The sequence below is a fragment of the Salinicola lusitanus genome, assembly GCF_038648475.1.
Classification (GTDB): domain Bacteria; phylum Pseudomonadota; class Gammaproteobacteria; order Pseudomonadales; family Halomonadaceae; genus Salinicola; species Salinicola lusitanus.
Genome location: NZ_CP151919.1, coordinates 1487907 through 1508095, shown reverse-complemented (window position 1 = coordinate 1508095; position 20189 = coordinate 1487907). Strand labels below are relative to the sequence as shown.

Here is a 20189-nt window from a genome sequence, read left to right as displayed (position 1 = left end):
TTACCCCCTCAGGAGGAGAGATCGTCGGGCAGCGCGGTGTGGAACCACTTCTGCGACATCGATTCCAGCGTGCCATCCTGCTTGGCCTGCTCGATCAGCGCATTGACGCGCGTTTTCAGCGCCTCGTTGTCCTTGGCCAGGCCGATATAGCAGGGCGAATTCTTGATCCGGAACACCATGGTCGGCGCCCGCTCGGCGTTGCGCTCGGCGATCTGTGCCGCGACCACGTTGCCGGTGGCGATGTAGTCGACCTGACCGGAGAGAAACGCGGAGATCGTGGTGGCGTTGTCCTCGAAGCGCTGGACGGTGGTATCGCTCGGCGCCAGATCGGAGAGCTCCATGTCCTCGACCGAGCCGCGGGTCACCCCGATGGTCTTGCCGGCGAGCCCTGCGGCATCGTCGACCGGTGCGGCATCGGGCGTGCCGAACACGCCGAGGAAGAACGGCGCATAGGCCTCGGTGAAGTCGATCACCGCGGCGCGCTCGGGGTTCTTGCCCAGGCTCGAGATCACCAGATCGACCTTGTCGGTCTGCAGGAACGGGATGCGATTGGCACTGGTGACGGTCACCAGCTTCAGATCGACATCCATCTGGTCGGCCAGATAGTGCGCCATATCGATGTCGTAGCCCTGCGGTTGCAGGTCGGTGCCCACCGAGCCGAACGGCGGAAAGTCCTGCGGTACCGCGACCCGCAGCGTGCCACGCTGCTCGATGGTCTCCAGGTCGCTGGCCTGGGCCGAGAGCGCGGCGAGGCCGGCGACGACGGTGCAGCAGAGTGCCAGCACCAGCTGGCGCGAGAATCGATTCTTGACGCAGGCGAACATGCCATACCTCCTGAGGAGCGCTTGAGCGTTGTTATGCGGATCGCGTGATGCCGGTGAAGAAACGATTGGCGACTTCTCCATCGGATAAGAAACGTTTGTTTCACAACACTCCATAGCAAGCTCGGCGCCAGAACCGGTACCACTGCCGTCGATTCAGGGAGTTAGCCACCACTCGAGGCCCAGATGCATCGCTTCGCCCCCCTGGGCAGCGTGGAAATTGACCGAATCAGGGGCACGAACTCACCCCCACGCACCAGGAAGATGCGTGGGGGAGACCGGGTTCGATCCGCGGGACTCGAACCTGGCGTGATCGATCCGCTACGCGGCCGGGTGGTGGCTGGCCCAGTGGCGGGCGATATCCACACGTCGGGTTATCCACACCCGGTCGTGGGCCTCGAGGTGATCGAGGAAGCGCTGCAGCGCACGGAAGCGCCCGGGACGCCCGATCAGCCGGCAGTGCAGGCCGATCGAGAGCATCTTGGGCGTCTCTGCCCCCTCCGCGTAGAGCACGTCGAAGGCGTCGCGCAGATACTGGAAGAACGGCTCGCCGTGATCGAAGCCGGTCGGCGAGGCGAAGCGCATGTCATTGCTGTCCAGGGTGTAGGGCACGATCAGGTGGCGCCGGCTGCGCCCCTGGCTGTCGTCGACATCGCACCAGAACGGCAGATCGTCGCCGTAGTAGTCGCTGTCGTAGAGGAAGCCCCCCTCGTCGACCAGCAGCCGCCGGGTATTGGGGCTGTCGCGGCCGGTGTACCAGCCCAGCGGGCGCTCGCCGTAGAGCGACTCGAAGATCGACAGCGCGCGCTGCAGGTGCGCCCGCTCCACCGCCTCCGGCACGTTCTGGTAGTGGATCCAGCGATAGCCGTGGCAGGCCACCTCGTGGCCCAGCTCGCGAAACGCCTGGGCGGCTTCCGGGTTGCGCTCCAGCGCCATCGCCACGCCGAACACCGTCAGCGGCAGGCCGCGCCGCTCGAACTCGCCCAGCACCCGCCACACCCCGGCGCGGGAGCCGTACTCGTAGATCGACTCCATGCTCAGGTGGCGCGCCGGATAGGCCTCGGCCCCGGCGATCTCGGAGAGGAACTGCTCGGAGTGGGCGTCGCCGTGCAGCACGCAGTTCTCGCCGCCCTCCTCGTAGTTGAGCACGAACTGCACCGCCACGCGGGCCTGGCCGGGCCAGTTGGCCTGGGGTGGATTGCGGCCGTAGCCGATCAGATCGCGGGGGTAGTCCGGGGAGATCATGCGCAGCGCCCTTTTTGTCGAGATGCCGGTTTTGGACTGGTCTTCATCGATATTGTATTCAAAGTCGGTTATTTTTGTGGACAAAATAACCGTATCGCGATTCGCTCGAATCGCCAAGGTGCCATGCCATGCAGATCCACGTCATCAACCCCAACACGACCGCCAGCATGACCGACAAGATCGGTGCCTGCGCCAACCGTGTGGCCGCGGAGAGCACGCGGATCCACGTCAGTCAGCCGGAGAGCGGCCCGGTCTCGATCGAGAGCCACTTCGACGAGGCGATCAGCGCCGTCGGCGTGCTGGAGGAGATTCGCCGCGGCGAAACCCTGGCAATGGATGCCTACGTCATCGCCTGTTTCGGTGATCCGGGGCTGCTCGCGGCGCGCGAACTGACCCGGGCGCCGGTGATCGGTATCGCCGAGGCCGGTTTCCATCTGGCCACGCTGATCAGCACCCGTTTCTCGGTAGTGACCACGCTTTCGCGCACCGCGATCATCGCCGAACACCTGCTCGACCAGTATGGATTCCGCCATCACTGCCGCCGGGTACGCGCCACCGACCTGCCGGTGCTGGAGCTGGAGAACCCGGCGGGCAATGCCTATCAGGCGCTACTGGAAGAGTGCCAACGAGCCAGGGACGAGGATGGCATCGGCGCCATCGTGCTTGGCTGCGGTGGCATGGCGGATCTCACCGAGCGCCTCACCCATGACCTGCAGCTGCCGGTGATCGAAGGCGTCAGCGCGGCGATCAAGCTGGCGGAGTCGCTGGTCTCGCTGGGGCTGGGGACCAGCAAGCACGGCGATCTCGCCTTTCCCCGGCCCAAGCCGTTCGCGGGGCGCTTCGCCGACTGGAGCCAGGAGCCGGATCGGCGCTGAGCCTCAGGCAAAGATCGCGTTCAGGTCCGGCGCTTCATCGGTGCTTTCCTCGATCGACAGCGACGCCTCGATCGCCTTGAGGTGGCGCTGCATGAAAGCGACCGCGCGCTCCTCCTTGCCGGTCTCCAGCAGCGTGACCAGCTCGTCGTGGTCGTGGGACTCGCAGCCCAGGTGCCCGGAGGCGCCGTAGACGGCGAGGATCAGCGACGATCGCGAGCAGAGCCGGGCGACGAACTCCGCCAGCGGCGTGTTGCCGGAGAGTTCGGCCAGGCGCTGGTGGAACTGGGCGGAGAGCTGGATCGCCCGGCTCTGCTGGCCGGCGCGCAGGGCCTGACGCTCGTCGATGGCCAGTTGCCGGAGCGCCTTGGCGTCTGCCGCTTTCAGCCGCCGTGCGACCCATGGCATCAGCTGGCACTCCACCAGTTGGCGCGCGGCAAATACATCCCGCGCCTCCTCGATGGTCGGCCGGCTGACGCTGGCGCCACGCCTCGGCGTCAGTGTGACCAGATGCTCCAGCGCGAGACGCTGCAGGATCTTGCGGATGCCGGTACGGCTGACCCCGAACACTTCTGCCAGCGCGTCCTCGCGCAACCGCGCCCCCGGCTTGAGCCGGTGCTCGACGATCGCCTCGCGAATCTGCTGATAGATCGTTTCATGGCGCTCGGCGCCATCGCCCGCCTTGCCCGCCCCGCGACCCCGCTTCGCCTCGGCAGGCGTGCTCGTACTGCTCGCTGCGTTCGCGCTCTTCGCCATTGTCGTTCGCTCCACCCAGCGCCGGTCGCACCGATGATTGACTTCGTCAACGATTGTATACGGCCCGCCGCCAGATGACAGCCGCATGGGCACGGAGGCTCAGCCCGAGACCAGCCGGCTGGCACTGGCGTTGTGCCTGGCCACCATCGTCTCGAGATCGTGACCCAGCAGCACGCCGTTCTCGACGCGGCGCACCCCGTTGACGATGGAGAGATCGACCGTCGGCGGTTGGCAGAAGACCAGCGATGCCAGCGGGTCATGGAGCGCGCCACCGGCCAGCGCCAGCGAGTCCAGCCGGAAGCCGATGATATCGGCGGCCTTGCCCACCGCGAGCTGGCCGATATCGTCCCGGCCCAACACCGCGGCGCCGCCGCGAGTGGCGAACCACAGCATCCGGCGCGCACTGAATTCGTTCGGGTCGCCCTGTAGCCGGCCCAGCAGCATCGCCTGGCGAGCCTCCGCCAGCAGGTGCGAGCCATCGTTGGAGGCACTGCCATCGACGCCGAGGCCGACCCGCATGCCGGCCTGGTGCATCGCCATCACCGGGGCGATGCCGGAACCGAGACGCATGTTGGAGCTGGGACAGTGCGCCGCGCCGCAGCAGTGGCCGCCCAGGCGCACGATCTCGTCGGCATGGGGATGCACCATGTGGGCGAACCAGACATCGCTGCCGACCCAGCCGACCTGCTCGGCGTACTCCACCGGCGTGCAGCCGAAGCGCTCGCGACAGTAGGCTTCCTCGTCGCGGGTTTCGGCCAGGTGGGTGTGCAGATGCACGCCATAGTGACGGGCCAGTTCGGCACTGTTGACCATCAGCTCGCGGGAGACCGAGAACGGCGAGCAGGGCGCCACCACGATACGGGTCATCGCCCGCTCGGCGGCGTCGTGATAGCGCTCGATGGCGCGCTGGGTATCGTCGAGGATCGCCTGTTCGGATTCGACCACGCTGTCCGGCGGCAGCCCACCCTGGGATTCGCCCACCGACATCGAGCCGCGCGAGGCATGAAAGCGCAGCCCGAGCTCGGAGACCGCCGCGATCTGATCGTCGATGCGGGCGCCATTGGGCCATAGATAAGTGTGATCCGCCGCCGTGGTGCAGCCGGAGAGCAGCAGCTCCGCCGCGGCGACCTGGCTGCTGGCGAACAGCGATTCGGGGTCGAGTCGCGCCCAGATCGGGTAATGGGTCACCAGCCAGTCGAACAGCGCGGCGTTCTGCCCGGCGGGCAGGTTGCGCGTCAGGGTCTGGTAGAAGTGATGGTGCGTGTTCACCAGCCCCGGCAGCAGGACATGACCGCGCGCATCGATGACCTCGTCTGCCGGCGCCTCGAGCGCGGCGGCGACCTCCTGCGCCGAGCCGATCGCGACGATGCGATCGTCTCTGATGAGCAGGCTGGCATCGCGCAGCTCGCGCTCGGCATCGTCGAAGGTCGCGATCAGCTCGGCATTGCGGATCAGTGTCGTTGTCACGGTGGATCTCCGGGAACATGAAAACTTCGCTAACCGAGAAATGCGGCGAGCGATGGCCAGGCGAGACAACGATTGTCGAGTCGCCGAAGCGGTCGATGAGCATGGCGGAAGCGCTTTTGACGACGACCGGCCGAGCCCAGCGCTTCTCTAGCTGCCCCGGTAGGTCGAATAGCTGAACGGAGAGAGCAGCAGCGGCACGTGATAGTGCTCGTTGGGCGCGTCGACCGTGAACTGCAGCGGGATACGATCGAGAAAATGCCCCGCGGGCGCCTCGTCGGCACGGAGATAATCCCCGGCATGGAAAAGGAGTTCGTAGACCCCGGCGATGAAATCCGCCCCTTCCAACAGCGGTGCGTCGCAGCGACCGTCGGCATTGGTCTTCACATCGGCCAGCCGCAATCGGGTGCCGCCCTCCAGCCGGTAGAGTTCGATGCGCAGATCGCTGGCAGGGCGACCGCGCGCCGTGTCCAGCACGTGGGTGGTCAGATAACCTTGGGGGGCGTCGCTCATGGCTTCCTCGCGAAGTCGGTTGTCATGGTCGAAAAGGGTGGATCGACGGGCGGTGTCGCGCTAGCCTCATTCAAGTGTTTTTGTATACAAAGGTCAACCGGAGCCGCCATGTCTGCCGCCCTGCTCTCGCCTCGCCCCAGCCAGCTCGACCGTGACGCGTTCATCGCCCGCTATGGCGACATCTACGAACACTCGCCGTGGATCGCGGCGCAGGCCTGGGAGCTCGGGCTCGAGGCGGCCCAGGACACGCCCGCCGGACTGGCCGAGCGGCTGCGCGAGCAGGTCGACGCCGCCTCGGCCAATGCCCAGCTGGCGCTGATCCGGGCCCATCCCGATCTGGCCGGCAAGGCAGCGATCGGCGGCAAGCTGACCGACGACTCCCGCTCGGAACAGGCCGGCGCTGGCCTGGACCAGTGCACGCCGGCGGAGTTCGCCCGTTTCGAGCAGCTCAACCGGGCCTACCGCGATCGGTTCGACTTCCCGTTCGTCATCGCCGTGCGCGGACTCGATCGCCACGCGATCCTGGCCGCCTTCGAGACCCGCCTGAACCATACCCGGAAGCAGGAACGCCGGACCGCCATCGCCCAGATCCACCGGATCGCGCGATTGCGGCTGGAGCAGCGCGCGGCCGAAAGTCTTAACCGATAGCGCGCAGACACCGGGGGATCGAGCGGTTATCCTGAGCGCCTGATATGAGCGGACACGAGAGCGGCGACGGGTGACGGACGAAGAGCGGCATCGGGCGACTGAACAGCAGCAAAATCGGGCGACGGAAACCAAACGCAGGGCCGTCGGCCGGCCCGCGGGCGGCAAGAGCAGCGGCGGTCACAGTCAGTCGCTGGTCCGCGGCCTGAACATCCTGGAAATGCTGGCGGCAACCCCGGATGGACTGGCCCTTTCCGATGTCGCCGAGGACGTCGGCCTGGCCCCCTCGACCACTCACCGCCTGCTGCAGGCGCTGTTCCAGCAAGGCTTCATCACCCAGGACGTCGAGAGCGGACTGTGGAAGATCGACGTCAAGACCTTCCGTATCGGCAACAGCTTCCTCGAGGCCCGCGATTTCGTCGCCACCGCTCGCCCCTTTCTGCGCCAGCTCACCGCCACCAGCGGCGAAACCGCCAACCTCGGCATCCGCGATGACGGCATGGTGGTCTACCTGGCCCAGAGCGAATCGAAGCAGATGATGCGCATGATCACCCGCCTGGGCTCGCGGGCGCCGCTGCACGCCTCCGGGGTCGGCAAGGCACTCCTGGCGTGGATGCCACCCCAGGAGTTCGAGCAGATCGTCGCCGGCCGTACACTGGAGGGCGAAACGCCCAATACGCTGACCAACGTCGAGACGCTTCGCGACCAGCTGGTCGAGATTCGCCGACAGGGCTACGCCGTCGACCGCGAAGAGCACGCCATCGGTCTCAACTGCGTCGCCGCCACCCTGCATGACGAAAGCGGCCTGCCGCTGGCGGCGATCTCGGTCTCCGGGCCGGTGGCCCGGATCGACGACTCTCGCCTGCCCGAGCTCGCCGCACTGGTCGCGGAAACCGCCCGCGAGATCACCGTCAAGATCGGCGGCAAGACGCCCTCCGAACCGCCGGCCTGAAAGGCGGGGGAGTTTCAGGTATTGACGATCACGCCGCCATTCAGATGGATCGTCTGGCCACTCATGTAGGAAGACTCCTTGCTGGCCAGATAGACGTAGGCAGGGCCCATTTCGCTGGGCTGCCCGGCGCGCTTCATCGGCACCTGCCCGCCGAAGCTCTCGACCTTCTCTTCGTCGAAACTGGCCGGGATCAGCGGCGCCCATACCGGCCCCGGCGCTACCGCATTGACGCGGATCTCGCGATCCACCAGCGATTGCGCCAGCGAACGCACGAATCCCTGGATCGCTCCCTTGGTCGCCGAGTAGTCGATCAGGGTGGCGTTGCCCTTGAAGGCGTTGATGGAGGACGTGGCGATGATGGTGTCGCCGGCCCCCAGATGCGGAACCGCCTCGCGCACCAGGTAGAAGTGGCTGAAGATGTTGGTGGCAAAGGTCCGCTGCAGGGTTTCATCGGTGATGTCGGTCACGTCGTCCCAGTCGTGCTGCTCGGCGGCATTGTTGACCAGGATATTGAGCCCGCCCAGCTCTCGGCGCGTACGCTCGACCACGTCGCGACAGAAGCTGGAGTCGGCGACGTCGCCCTTGAGCAGCAGACAACGCCGCCCCTCGGCTTCGATCAGCGCCTGGGTATCTTCCGCATCGCGCTCCTCATCGAGGTAGACCACGGCGCAGTCGGCGCCCTCGCGGGCGTAGTGGACCGCGACGGCGCGACCGATGCCGCTGTCGCCGCCGGTGATGAGCGCCACCTTGCCCTTGAGCTTGTCGGTGCCACGGTAGTCGGCGCGAATGAACTCCGGTTCGGGATGCATCTCGTGCTCGTTACCCGGCTGATGGGTCTGATGCTGCGGTGGAAAATGCGACTCGGCCATGCTGGCTCCCTCCCGAATGAAGCGAATGAAATGTACCCGACCGTCGCGGGATCCTCCTGTGATTCACCGCGACGCTCTCCCAGCATAGAAAGCCTGGCGATTTCTTCCAAACCTTGGTATCGATATTTAACTCAGGTTAAGTCAAGAGTCGCGACGCGATCGTCAGGGGGCGGTCTTGTCGCCCCTCGCGGCGACGACGCGACATCACTCCTCTCCGGGCGTGAAGCCGGCCGCCAGCGGCGCTACACTATCGCCGCCGCCTGCGCTGCCACATTTGCCCGCCAAAGAGGTCTCCCGATGCCTTCGCACCTGCTCTCCGTCGATTCACTCTCCCGTGATGCCGTCGACCATCTGATCCGCATCGCCGAGCGCATGGAACCGATCGCCCAGCGGCGCCAGGTGACTCGCGTGCTCGAAGGTGCGGTGCTCGGCAATCTCTTCTTCGAGGCCAGCACGCGCACGCGGATCAGCTTCAACGCCGCCTTCTGCCGCCTCGGCGGCAGCGTCTGCGATACCACCGGCTTCACCTTCTCGTCGATGGCCAAGGGCGAGTCGCTCTACGACACCAGCCGGGTGATGGGCGGCTATGTCGACGCCATCGTCATGCGCCACCCGGAGCAGGGCTCGGTGGCGGAGTTCGCCGAGGCGACCCAGGTACCGGTGATCAACGGCGGCGACGGGCCCGGCGAGCACCCGAGCCAGGCGCTGCTGGACGTCTACACCATCACCAAGGAGTTCGCGCGGCTGGGCAAGCCGCTGGCGGGCGCCCACCTGCTGCTGACCGGCGACCTGAAATACGGCCGCACGGTGCACTCGCTGGTCAAGCTGCTGTCGCTCTACGAGCCCCTGCGCATCACGCTGGTGTCGCCGCCGGGGCTGGAGATGCCCCAGCACCTGATCGATCTGGTGGCGTCGCGGGGGCATCGCATCGAGACGCGACTCAACCTCGCCGAGTCGTTCGACGACGTGGATGTCATCTACGCCACCCGGATCCAGCGCGAGCGCTTCACCGCCGAGATGACCGAGAGCTTCACCGAGCTGACCGCCGACTTCGTCGTCGACCGTGGCTTCCTCGACCGCCGCTGCTCGCCGACCACCATCGTCATGCATCCGCTGCCGCGGGACAGCCGCCCCGGCGCCAACGATCTCTCCACCGACCTTAACGGCGATCCGCGCCTGGCGATCTTCCGCCAGACCGACAACGGCATCCCCATGCGCATGGCGATCTTCGCCCATCTGCTGCAGGTGGAGGGTCTGATCGAGAAGGATCTACGCGACGTGGGCTGGTTCGTGCCGCCGAGCTTCGGTGTCGACGACGCCAGCTTCCAGGGCTCAGGTTCCGCCTGAAGAGTTGGCGCGCGATGGCCGGGCAAGGCGAAAATGAGCGAGAAGGCGGCGTTTACGGGTTGTAAAGGCGTACTTTGATCGGACTCGCGCACGAGCTCATTTTCAACGCCGCATGGACGAGCGCAGCACTTTTGAGGCAAGCCTAACGGCGCGCCTGCCAGAACAGCGAGAACAGCTCCGACTGGGAATTGACCCCCAGCTTGGCATAGAGATGCTTCTTGTGGGCGCGGACCGTTTCGACGGAGATCGCCAGACGGCGGGCGATCTCCTTGGTCGAGCTGCCGCCCAGCATCAATTGACTCACTTCGCGCTCGCGTTCGGTCAGTGCATAGCGGGAATCGAATTCCAGCGCGCGCTCCGGTAGCGGATGCCAGGGATGGGGGCCGGCCTCTCCGTCGCCCTCCGGCTCGAAATGCATGCGCAAGCGCATCAGGGCCAGCAGCCACGGCTGCATCAGCGCGAGACTGCCCAACGCCTGACGGGAAAAGGAACGGGTCGAGCCCAGCGACAGGCATAGGGTTCGGCGAGCATCCAGCGTCTGATTGAAGTGAATCTCGTCGGCGACGATGTTGCGTCGAAAATAGCGCTGGTAGTACTCGGTGCGGGTGAAGTGCTGAGGCGCCACTTCCGCCAGCGTGAACAGACCGCAGCGATCGCGCTCGCAAGCGTCGATGTAGAACGGATCGAGGAGATACAGGCCGCGCTGATAATCCTGAAACAGGGCGTCGTCGGCGCCATCGTCCTCGTCGCTCTCGGCGAGAATACGGGGCGGCTGCCGGCGGTCGAAAACCAGTGCCACCCAGGTATCGAAATGCACTTCCCCCGCCAACCGCCGCACCAATGCCAGCCAGAAGCCGGCACGATCGACGTTTTCCGCCAACTGCCCGAAGGCACGATGCCACTCCAGACTCTCCAGCGGCGTCATGTCGTCGGCCCTTGTGCTCGGCCGGGGTCGATGGGTCATCGTTTCTCTCTCTGAGGCTGTGCCAGCCTGACGCCATATCGCTGCAACGCTACCGTCGAGCGTCTCCTTCCCCCGATCGGGTTACCCCGCTCGCGGGATAGGCAGCGGCGCGGGATTGGGGATACTGGAGGTCATCGGCTCCCGTTCCAATCACAACTCCCGGAGTGTTCCATGCAGCTTGTCCTGGCACAACTCGCCAGCCGCGAAGGCGAGATCGCGCACAACCTCGCCCGCGCGCTGGAAATCGTGCATGCCGCCGACGAAGGCACGGCGCTGATCGTCTTCCCCGAAACGCACCTGAGCGGCTTTGCCGAATCCGGGCATGTGCTCGACCGCGCCCTGACCCTCGACGGCCCGGAGTTGCAGGCGCTGATCGGCGCCAGTCGCGAGCGCGACATGGCGATCGCCATCGGCCTGCTGGAACGGGATGGCGATGCCGTATTCAACACCACCGTGCTGATCACGCCGGAAAGCGGCATCGCCCTGCGTTATCGCAAGACTCACCTATGGCCGGATGAACGCACCCTGGTCGAGCCCGGCGATGCGCTCCACTGCCTCGAATGGCGCGGCCGATGCATCGGGCTGCTGATCTGCTACGACCTGGAATTCCCCGAACCGGCGCGGGCGCTGGCCGCCATGGGTGTGGACCTGCTGGTGGTGACCAACGGCAACATGGACCCCTACGGCCCCGTACACGCCCGCGCCGCCCAGGTCAGAGCCCAGGAAAATCAGTGCTTCCTGGCCATGAGCAACCGGGTCGGCCAGGGCGCCGGGCTCACCTTCGCCGGCGAGAGCGCTCTGGTCGGCCCCGACGGCGAGCTGCTGTTCCGGGCCGGGCGCGAGGAGACGATCCAGCCGCTGCAGCTGGATCCGGCACGCCTGCCCAGCGCCAGGCAGGAGTACGACTACCACCGGGATCGGCGCCTGAGCCTCGCGGGCCACCTCGAAACCCGGGGCGCCCACCGCAGCTGGCATTTCGGCTGAGCGCCGTTGCTCTGCCCTGCGGTCATCGCCACAGCGGCAGCGGGTCGCAATGACCGCGAAGCTCTAAATAACCGCGAATCTCAAAATAACCACAACAGGAAACGATGATGTCGGAAATGAAGAAGACCCTTACCCTCTCCCAGGTGGTGCTGTTCGGCCTAGCCTACATGACCCCGATCATCGTGCTCGGCACCTTCGGGGTGCTGGCGGTGGTCACGCAGGGGGCGGTGGCAGGTGCCTACCTCGCCGCCCTGGTGGCCATGCTGTTCACCGCCCACAGCTACGGTCGCATGGCCGCTGCCTATCCCGTCGCCGGCTCCGCCTATGCCTATGTCCGTCACGCCATCGACGATCGCCTGGGTTTTCTCGCCGGCTGGGCCATCCTGCTCGATTATCTGTTCCTGCCGATGGTGATCTGGCTGATCGGGGCGGCCTATCTCAACTCCACCTTCCCGAGCATTCCGACGGCGCTGTGGCTGTTGGCGTTCATCGCGGTCACCACGGTGATCAACGTGCTCGGCCTGAAACTGGCCAGCCTGGTCAACAGCGCCATGATGCTGATCCAGATGCTGGTACTGGTGGCCTTCGTCGGTCTCAGCGTGCACTACATCCTCGGCGACCCCACTCAGCCGCTATTCAGCCTGGCGCCGTTTCTCGGCAGCGACGGCGGATCGCTACCGGTACTGATGGCCGGTGCGGCCGTCGCCTGCTACTCGTTCCTCGGCTTCGATGCCGTGACCACGCTGACGGAGGAGACTCGGGATCCGCAGCGCACGCTGCCCCGAGCGATCCTGCTGATCACGCTCCTGGGCGGGCTGATCTTCGTCGTCGTCTCTTACTGCGTCCAGCTCGCGGCGCCGGGCTTCGACTTCGCCAACCCGGACGCCGCCGCCTATGCCATCGCGCGTAACATCGGTGGCGATCTGTTCGTCTCGATCTTCCTGATCGGATTGGTCGTGGGCCAGTTCGCCTCGGGCATTGCCGCACAGGCCAGTGGTGCTCGGCTGATCTATGCGATGGGACGGGACGACGTGTTGCCGCGGCGCTGGCTGGGGACGCTGGGTCGCTATGGGACGCCACTGGGAGGGCTGATGCTGAGCGCCCTGGTGGCACTGCTGGCGCTGACGATGGATGTGCTGTCAGCGGCCTCGTTCATCAACTTCGGCGCTTTCCTGGCCTTCGCCCTGGTCAACCTGGCGGTGATCTTTCATTACTATCTCAAGGAGCACCGCCGTGGCCCTGGCGATACCCTGCGCTTTCTGGTCTGCCCGGCGATCGGGCTCGTCGCCATCGTGTGGCTGCTGTTCAGTCTCGATCACAGAGCGATCATGCTTGGCTCGATATGGCTACTGGCAGGAGTGGGCTGGCTGGTCTGGCTGACCCGTGGCTTCCGCCGCCCGACGCCGGAGCTGCATATCGACGCTTGAGGTGGAGGAGATGACACGCGACCTGCGCGCGGTGCGCTGGTCCGTGTCGAAAACTGACGGCATCGACGAAGAGAGTCCGAAAGCGGGCTCATGACGCCCCATCGATCCCGGGAGCTGGGTCATACGCTGGTTTGACGGCATTGTGCCACGCACCCAGCGACAGCCCTGCCCATCGACCCAAGGCAGCCGATGCCCTCCATCGGCTGCCTGATTCAACGCTACTGTCGATTATTCCACTATCCATCCAATCTCTCTCGGGGCCGACCCAAGGCCATCGGACGGGACATCCCGACCCAGACCTCGATGGTAAGGTCGCGAAACAACGGACCTGGAAAAGCGAAAAACGCGCTCTCACCCTCCTTTCCGAGGGAAGGAAACCCAGCAGAAAGAGCCGAGGCGTCTACCGAATCTCATCTCTTCCGGCCAAAAATAGTGTTATTAAATAGTTGACATCAACTACGGAACGAGTGACACACTGAGTAGGTCACGTCGCTCTTCGATATGACAGAATCAACAATTACAAGCGCAGCGCGCAACCCAAGACGGACTCCCTATGACAGTTCATTCGTCGTCGGCGACAACTTCCTCCTGGTACCGGGACTCCATCGCCGTCGAGCTCGAGCCGGCGCTCCCGCTGGAGGGCGATCACCGCGCCGATGTCTGCGTGATCGGCGCAGGCGTTACCGGTTGTTCCGCCGCGCTGCACCTGGCTCAGCGGGGATATCGAGTCATCCTGCTCGAAGCACTGAGCGTGGGCCATGGGGCCTCCGGCCGCAGCGGCGGGCAGATACTGCCTGGCCTGGGCACCGACATGCACACCGTCGAGAAGGCCTTGGGGCTGTCGGCCGCCCGTGATATCTGGGAAATGAGCCGTGAAGCCGTCAGGCTGACTGCCCACCTCGTCGAGCATCACCAGATCCCCTGCGAGATGTCCTGGGGTTACCTTCACGCGGCGGTCAAACCTCGCCATGTCGTTGCGCTCAGGCAGTCACAGGAGCGCATGGCCCGCGACTTCGACTATCACGGGCTCGAGTGGCGAGAGGGCGACGCGCTGCGCGAACACGTCGTCACCGACGCCTACCCGGCGGCGCTCTGGGAGCGCGAAGCGGGCCACCTGCATCCGCTCAATTACACGCTCGGCCTGGCCCGAGCCGCTCAACGGGCCGGAGCGATCCTTCACCAGTTCAGCCCCGTGGTCGATATCCAGCACGGCAAGCCGGCCAACGTCGTCACCGCGCGCGGCCGTGTCACTGCCGATCACGTCGTGGTCGCCACCAACGCCTACGGCGATAGGCTGGTGCCCGCCATGAGCGGGCGCATCATGAAAGCGGCCAACTACATGATCGCCACCGCGCCCATGACCGAGCAGCAGGCCGCTCAGGTTCTCCCGAGAAACGACGCCTTGTCGGATGCCAACTTCGTACTCGACTATTATCGTCTGTCGAGAGACAGGCGCCTGATCTACGGCGGGGAGGTGAGTTACGACGGCCGCCCACCGCAAGGTCTGGAGGCGCGTACCGATGCCAAGATACGGCGCCTTTTCCCGGTGTTGAAAGAGATCGATATCGAATATCGCTGGGGAGGAGACGTGGCCATCACCATGAATCGCGCACCTGACTTCGGCCGACTGGCGCCCAATGTTTTCTATGCCCAGGGCTACTCCGGCCACGGGATGGCGTTGGCGGGGCTGGCCGGCCAACTGCTGGGCGAGACCATTGCCGGACAAAGTGAGCGCTTCGACATCTTTGCCGCCATGCCCCACCGGACGTTTCCGGGCGGCCGGTGGTTACGGACCCCCCTGCTGGTACTGGCGACCCATTTCTACAAGCTTCGCGACCGGCTGTGACCAGCGGCAAGAACGACGAGGACGGCCCAATGACCGATTTGACCAACACCGTGAAAGCCACCGATCGCGCGGACGGGGCAGACACGGCGTCGAAAGACAAACGCGGTGCTTCCTCGATCAGGATGCAGGGGTTACGCAAGCAGTTCGGGCGCGATTCCGTTGCGCTGGCCGGCGTCGACCTGGATATCGACGCCGGCGAATTCTTTACCCTGCTGGGGCCATCCGGGTGTGGCAAGACGACCTTGCTGCGCATTCTCGCCGGCCTGGAAGAGGCCGATGACGGCCAGCTGAAGATCGGCGGAAAGGATGTCATCGACGTGCCGCCGCATCGGCGCAGCGTCAATACGGTCTTCCAGTCCTACGCGCTATTCCCCCACCTCTCCGTACGCGACAACCTGGCGTTCGGCCTGCGCATGCGTGGCGAACCGGCCGCCGAGCGCAACCGCAAGGTGGCGGAGGTCGCCGAATTCATCAAGCTCGGCTCGCTGGTCGAGCGCCGCGTCGACCAGCTGTCGGGAGGCCAGAAACAGCGCATCGCCCTGGCCCGGGCGCTGGTCTGCGAGCCCGACGTGCTGCTGCTGGACGAACCGCTGTCGGCCCTGGATGCCGGCCTGCGCGGCCAGTTGCAGGTCGAACTGCAACGCCTGCAGAAGCGCCTGGGCGTGACCTTCGTCTTCGTCACCCACGACCAGGACGAGGCCATGGTGATGTCGGATCGCATCGCGGTGCTCGATAGCGGCATCATCCAGCAGGTGGGCACCCCCAGCGAGATCTACGAGCATCCGGCCAACGCCTTCGTCGCCCGTTTCATGGGGCACGACAATTTGTTCGCCATCACCGCCAGCGACAGCAACTGGGTGGACACCGGGCTGGGGCGGCTGCAGCTGGATCCCGCCGAGCAACGCGACACCCCTGACGGATGGCTGCTGATCCGCCCCGAGACCCTGGAGCTGGGCGGCGACGTTCCCGCGGACTACAACCGGCTCGAGGGCACGGTGGAAGAGCGCCTCTATCGCGGCAGCCGCATCGAATACCGGCTGACCGTCAACGATCACCCCCTGACGGCGGTGGCCGGCAATCTCGGCCAGCGCATACACGACGTCGGCGACCGGGTGACCATCGGCATCTGTCCGGAAGATCTGGTCCGCGTCGCGGCCTGAGGAGAAGCGACATGCTGCAGACATCCCAGACCGCCTCGCGGCGCCATGCGGTGGTCAGCGAAACTCGCCACCTGCTGTTTACGGTGACCCCGGGCGCCGCCTGGATCGTCCTCTTCCTGGTGCTGCCGAGTCTCTATCTGATGGCCGTGGCGTTCATGACCAACGGCCCCTACGGACTGCCGCAGTTGCCGCTGTCGCTGAGTTCGTTCGAGCAGTTGGCGGGCGTCGGCTTTCTGGGCTGGAGCCCGGGCAATCTCTACACGCTGCTGCGCTCGCTGTGGCAGACCATCGTCGCCACCGGCCTGGTGGTGCTGGTCGCCTATCCCATCGCCTATTACATCACCACCTGCCGGGCGCGGTGGCGACCGATCATGCTGCTGCTGGTGGTAGTGCCGTCCTGGACCAATCAGGTGATTCGCACCTTCGGCTGGATGAATCTGCTGGCGCCGGGCACACCGCTCTCCAACCTCGCCGAGATGATGGGCCTGATCTCGCCCAACATGGGGCTCTATCCGTCCAACTTCGCGGTGACACTGGGTCTCGTCTACAACTTCCTGCCGTTCATGGTACTGCCGCTCTACGCCGCCTTCGAGAAGCTCGACACCGCCCAGGTCGAAGCGGCGCAGGATCTTTACGCCAAGCCGGTCCGGGCGTTCTGGCACGCCGTCTTCCCGCAGACACTGCCGGGCCTGCTCGCGGGCGTGGTGCTGGTGGCGATCCCCGCGTTCGGCATGTACGTGATTCCGGAGCTTCTCGGCGGCGGCAAGGCGATGATGCTCGGCAACCTGGTGGCGACGCAGTTCTCCGGCGGCTCGAACTGGCCGCTGGGCGCCGCTGGCGCGATCCTGATGCTGATCGCGACTTTCATCGGTCTGTTCGCGATGCGCCGCATCGGCAAGCGCCTCGGCGGCGGCGAGGAGGTGGTGATATGAGAAAGCGCACGCTCAAGCGCGGCCTGACGGCGTTCTGGTGGCTGACGCTGATCTTCCTCTACCTGCCGCTTGCCGTGGTGGTGCTGTTCTCGTTCAATGCCGCCAACAGCGCCGCTCGATTGACCGGGTTCTCGCTGCGCTGGTATCACCAGTTGCTGGGCAACGAACAGATCATCACGGCATTTGGTAACACGTTGATTCTGGCAACCTGTTCCTCCGTCATCGCGCTCGCCATCGGCTGCCTGATCGGCTACGGCATGTACCGGCACCGCCATCGCAAGCTCGGTTGGCTGATCGTGCTGATCTACCTGCCGATCGTGTTGCCGGACATCGTCTTCGGCATCTCCGAGATGGCATTCTTCGTCCAGTTCCACCGTCTGACCGGACTGCTGCAGCCGGGGCTTGGGACCATGGTCATCGCCCATGTGACCTTCCAGATCCCGTTCGTCGCGCTGATCGTCTACTCGCGCTTTGTCGGGCTCGACCCCAGCCTGTTCGAAGCGGCCAAGGACCTCTATGCCACGCCGTTGAAGCGGGTCATTCACTTCATGCTGCCGACCATCAAGCCGGCGCTGATCTCCGCGTTCTTCCTGTCGTTCACCCTATCGGTGGACGATTTCGTGATCAGCTTCTTCACCGCCGGGCCGGAGAGTGCCACGCTGCCGATCTACATCTGGAGCGCGATCAAGAAAGGCGTCACGCCGGAAATCAATGCCATTGCCACATTGATGATCGGCGCGGTGGCCCTGGCCGCCGTGATCAGTCTCGCATTCAACCGCCAGCGCAAGGTCTGAGGAGAAGCCCCGCGCCGGGCCCGCTCGGAAAATTGTCAAGAAAAGCCGTCGAACAACAAGGAGAAGAACCGATGTCAAAGCCCGTCATCAGTGCCCTCACCGCCGCCTGCTGCAGCCTGCTGCTCGTCAGCCAGGCCCAGGCCGCGGACGACAAGCTCTACCTGTTCAACTGGACCGAGTACATGGATCCGGAGATCATCACGGCGTTCGAGCAGAAATACGACGTCGAGGTGGTGCAGAACTACTACAACTCGCTGCCGGAGATGTTCGCCAAGCTCAATGCCGGCGGTGCCTCCCAGTACGACATCATCGTGCCCTCGAACTACTACGTGCCGCGCTTGATCCAGACCGGCCTGGTCCAGAAGCTCGATCACTCCAGGATCCCCAATTTCACCAATGTGAAGGCGCAGTTCCAGGATCCGAGTTTCGACCCGGGTTCCGCCTATTCGGCGCCGTACCAGTGGGGCACGACCGGGATCATCTACAACACCGATACCTTCCCGGACGCGCCCCGCAGCTGGTCGCTGATGTTCGATCCCAAGGTCAACCCCGACTACCCCTTCGCGATCATGGGCGACGGCCAGGTCGCCATGGGCGCCGCCTGCGCGGCGCTGGGCAAACCCTACGACTGCGATGACCTCGACAGCTGGCGCGACGCCGCCAAGCTGATGATCGAGACCAAGCATCGCGACAACTTTTCCGGCTTCTCCGACGGCACCCCCGCACTGCAGCAGCTAGCGCGCGGCGTGACCCATGTCGGCATGTCCTATAACGGCGACTATCTGCTGTACAAGAGCGAGGATCCGGAGACCTTCGCGCACCTCGACTTCATGATCCCCGAGGAAGGCGCCGAAATGTGGGTCGACTCGATGATGATTCCATCCCAGGCCCCCCACCCGGATCTGGCCTACAAGTTCATCAACTTCATTCTCGACGCCAAGATCGGTGCCCAGCTCTCCAACTACAATTTCTATGCCAGCCCCAACGCCGCCGCCGAGCCCTATCTGGAAGAGGCTCTGAGGCAACCACCGGCCCAGCCCACCGAGGAAGAGATGAAAGTGCTGCGTTTCACCCCGAGCCTGGAGGGCGAAAAACTGCAGACCTTCCAGCAACTGTGGTCGGAAGTGCAGGCTCGGTAGCGCCGCCGCTTCCCCATCTCACAGCCCGGCACGGCCGCTGGCCGCGTCCGGGCAACCCATCACCACACGGAACGCTCACATGGGTCACCGTCAGGAAACACCAGCGCTCAAAGACTGGTTCCAACAGCACGGCATCACCGAGGTCGAATGTCTGGTTACCGATCTCACCGGCATCCTCAAGGGCAAGATCATGCCCGCCAGCAAGTACCTCGATGGCGGGCTGCCACGATTGCCGGACTCGATCTTCATCCAGACCGTCACCGGCGGTTATCCCGACGACGAGGATATCCGCTTCTGGAATCCCGCCGAGCGGGACATGGAGCTGGTGCCCGATCCCGATGCCGCCTTCCTGGTACCCTGGGCCGAAGACCCCACCGCGCAGATCATTCACGACTGCTACTACCTCACCGGCGAGCCGGTCGATCTCTCGCCCCGTCACGTGCTCAAGCGCGTCCTGGAGCTCTACGAACAGCGCGGCTGGCGCCCGGTGGTCGCCCCCGAGGTCGAGTTCTACCTGGTCAAGACCAACACCGATTCCGACTACCCGCTGGAGCCGCCGATCGGTCGTACCGGACGCCAGGAGAGCAGCCGCCAGTCGTTCTCCATCGACGCGGTCAACGAATTCGATCCCCTGTTCGAGGAGATGTACGACTATTGCGAGGCGATGCACCTCGACCTGGACACGCTGATCCACGAGGAGGGTGCCGGCCAGATGGAGGTCAACTTCCAGCACGGCAATCCGCTGGCGCTGGCCGATCAGGTGGTCATGTTCAAGCGTGTGCTGCGAGAAACCGCGCTGCGCCACGGCATGTACGCCACCTTCATGGCCAAGCCGATGGCCAACGAGCCGGGTAGCTCCATGCACATTCACCAGAGCCTGGTCGACGCCAAGGGCAACAACCTGTTCGCCTCTGGCCTCAGCGGAATCGGGGACAACCCCACCAGCCCTCTGTTTCATCATTTCATCGGCGGTTTGCAGCACTATCTGCCCGCAGCGATGCCGCTGCTGGCCCCCAACGTCAACTCCTATCGCCGACTGATGCGCCACGAGGCGAGTGGTTCCGCGCCGGTCAACGTCGACTGGGGGATGGACAACCGCACCGTGGGCTTGCGCGTGCCGGTCTCCTCGCCCGCCGCCACCCGGGTCGAAAACCGCCTCGGCGGCGCCGACGCCAACCCCTATCTGGTGCTGGCGGCCTCGCTGGCCTGCGGCTATCTCGGCATGGTCGGCCAGCTGGAACCCCGTCCGCCGATGGTCGGTTCGGCCTGGTCCAGTGGCAGCAAGCTGCCGGACGACATCGGCCCGGCACTGGATCGGCTGCGGGAATGTCCCGAACTGGCCGACATTCTCGGCGAACGCTTCACCAACAGCTATCTCGCGGTCAAACGCGCCGAACATCGCGCCTACTTCCGCGTGATCAGCTCGTGGGAGCGCGAGCATTTGCTGCTGCGGGTTTGA

19 protein-coding genes are annotated in these 20189 nt (G+C 65.1%); 12 read left to right on the top strand and 7 right to left on the bottom strand.

The window, feature by feature from the left end; genetic code table 11:
* Positions 1–8: 8 nt before the first annotated feature.
* Positions 9–824, bottom strand: a complete 816-nt coding sequence (locus AAGT95_RS06885) for a transporter substrate-binding domain-containing protein (RefSeq protein ID WP_110601987.1) — start codon at positions 822–824, stop codon at positions 9–11.
* 318 nt (positions 825–1142) lie between these two features.
* Positions 1143–2066, bottom strand: a complete 924-nt coding sequence (puuE, locus tag AAGT95_RS06880) for an allantoinase PuuE (protein ID WP_342596004.1) — start codon at positions 2064–2066, stop codon at positions 1143–1145.
* 128 nt (positions 2067–2194) lie between these two features.
* Here puuE and AAGT95_RS06875 point away from each other — a divergent pair, with 128 nt between their 5' ends.
* Positions 2195–2941 carry an aspartate/glutamate racemase family protein gene (locus AAGT95_RS06875; protein ID WP_110601983.1) on the top strand — a complete coding sequence of 249 codons (747 nt, stop codon included), beginning with the start codon at positions 2195–2197 and terminating at the stop codon, positions 2939–2941.
* Between the two features lie 3 nt (positions 2942–2944).
* On the opposite strand, the gene AAGT95_RS06870 is transcribed toward AAGT95_RS06875, so the two are convergent.
* The 3 genes from AAGT95_RS06870 to uraH form a co-directional block, all read right to left on the bottom strand.
* Positions 2945–3694 (bottom strand): GntR family transcriptional regulator, encoded by a 750-nt coding sequence (locus tag AAGT95_RS06870; protein ID WP_110601981.1) that lies wholly within the window; start codon positions 3692–3694, stop codon positions 2945–2947.
* A 99-nt stretch (positions 3695–3793) separates the two neighbouring features.
* Positions 3794–5161: an 8-oxoguanine deaminase gene (locus tag AAGT95_RS06865; protein ID WP_342596003.1), complete on the bottom strand. Its 1368-nt coding sequence runs from the start codon at positions 5159–5161 to the stop codon at positions 3794–3796.
* A 147-nt stretch (positions 5162–5308) separates the two neighbouring features.
* Positions 5309–5671: a hydroxyisourate hydrolase gene (gene uraH / locus AAGT95_RS06860; protein ID WP_110601976.1), complete on the bottom strand. Its 363-nt coding sequence runs from the start codon at positions 5669–5671 to the stop codon at positions 5309–5311.
* 108 nt (positions 5672–5779) lie between these two features.
* Here uraH and uraD point away from each other — a divergent pair, with 108 nt between their 5' ends.
* On the top strand, positions 5780–6319 hold the full coding sequence (gene uraD / locus AAGT95_RS06855) for a 2-oxo-4-hydroxy-4-carboxy-5-ureidoimidazoline decarboxylase (protein WP_342596002.1): 540 nt from the start codon (positions 5780–5782) through the stop codon (positions 6317–6319).
* Between the two features lie 70 nt (positions 6320–6389).
* Positions 6390–7268: an IclR family transcriptional regulator gene (locus AAGT95_RS06850; RefSeq protein WP_342596001.1), complete on the top strand. Its 879-nt coding sequence runs from the start codon at positions 6390–6392 to the stop codon at positions 7266–7268.
* Positions 7269–7282: 14 nt separating this feature from the next.
* Here AAGT95_RS06850 and AAGT95_RS06845 read toward each other — a convergent pair whose 3' ends face one another.
* Positions 7283–8137: an SDR family oxidoreductase gene (locus AAGT95_RS06845; protein WP_342596000.1), complete on the bottom strand. Its 855-nt coding sequence runs from the start codon at positions 8135–8137 to the stop codon at positions 7283–7285.
* A gap of 297 nt (positions 8138–8434) precedes the next feature.
* On the opposite strand from AAGT95_RS06845, the gene AAGT95_RS06840 reads away from it, so the two are divergent.
* Entirely contained in the window at positions 8435–9484 is a 1050-nt protein-coding gene (locus tag AAGT95_RS06840; protein WP_342595999.1) for an aspartate carbamoyltransferase, read from the top strand.
* Positions 9485–9626: 142 nt separating this feature from the next.
* Here the strand turns inward: AAGT95_RS06840 and AAGT95_RS06835 are convergent, their stop codons facing one another.
* Entirely contained in the window at positions 9627–10448 is an 822-nt protein-coding gene (locus AAGT95_RS06835; RefSeq protein ID WP_342595998.1) for a response regulator transcription factor, read from the bottom strand.
* A gap of 171 nt (positions 10449–10619) precedes the next feature.
* On the opposite strand from AAGT95_RS06835, the gene AAGT95_RS06830 reads away from it, so the two are divergent.
* From AAGT95_RS06830 to AAGT95_RS06795, 8 genes are all read left to right on the top strand, one after another.
* Positions 10620–11432, top strand: coding sequence for a carbon-nitrogen hydrolase family protein (locus AAGT95_RS06830; protein ID WP_342595997.1), 813 nt, complete (start codon positions 10620–10622; stop codon positions 11430–11432).
* 116 nt (positions 11433–11548) lie between these two features.
* Entirely contained in the window at positions 11549–12859 is a 1311-nt protein-coding gene (locus AAGT95_RS06825; RefSeq protein ID WP_342595996.1) for an APC family permease, read from the top strand.
* Positions 12860–13412: 553 nt separating this feature from the next.
* Positions 13413–14705 carry an FAD-binding oxidoreductase gene (locus tag AAGT95_RS06820; RefSeq protein WP_342595995.1) on the top strand — a complete coding sequence of 431 codons (1293 nt, stop codon included), beginning with the start codon at positions 13413–13415 and terminating at the stop codon, positions 14703–14705.
* 29 nt (positions 14706–14734) lie between these two features.
* Positions 14735–15865 carry an ABC transporter ATP-binding protein gene (locus AAGT95_RS06815; protein ID WP_110601963.1) on the top strand — a complete coding sequence of 377 codons (1131 nt, stop codon included), beginning with the start codon at positions 14735–14737 and terminating at the stop codon, positions 15863–15865.
* Between the two features lie 11 nt (positions 15866–15876).
* Complete coding sequence (locus tag AAGT95_RS06810) at positions 15877–16797, top strand: ABC transporter permease (RefSeq protein WP_342595994.1); 921 nt, start codon at positions 15877–15879, stop codon at positions 16795–16797.
* On the top strand, positions 16794–17591 hold the full coding sequence (locus tag AAGT95_RS06805; RefSeq protein WP_110601960.1) for an ABC transporter permease: 798 nt from the start codon (positions 16794–16796) through the stop codon (positions 17589–17591). Before AAGT95_RS06810 ends, AAGT95_RS06805 begins: the two co-directional genes overlap by 4 nt.
* A gap of 71 nt (positions 17592–17662) precedes the next feature.
* Positions 17663–18730, top strand: a complete 1068-nt coding sequence (locus tag AAGT95_RS06800) for a spermidine/putrescine ABC transporter substrate-binding protein (RefSeq protein WP_342595993.1) — start codon at positions 17663–17665, stop codon at positions 18728–18730.
* 79 nt (positions 18731–18809) lie between these two features.
* Positions 18810–20189, top strand: coding sequence for a glutamine synthetase family protein (locus AAGT95_RS06795; protein ID WP_110601957.1), 1380 nt, complete (start codon positions 18810–18812; stop codon positions 20187–20189).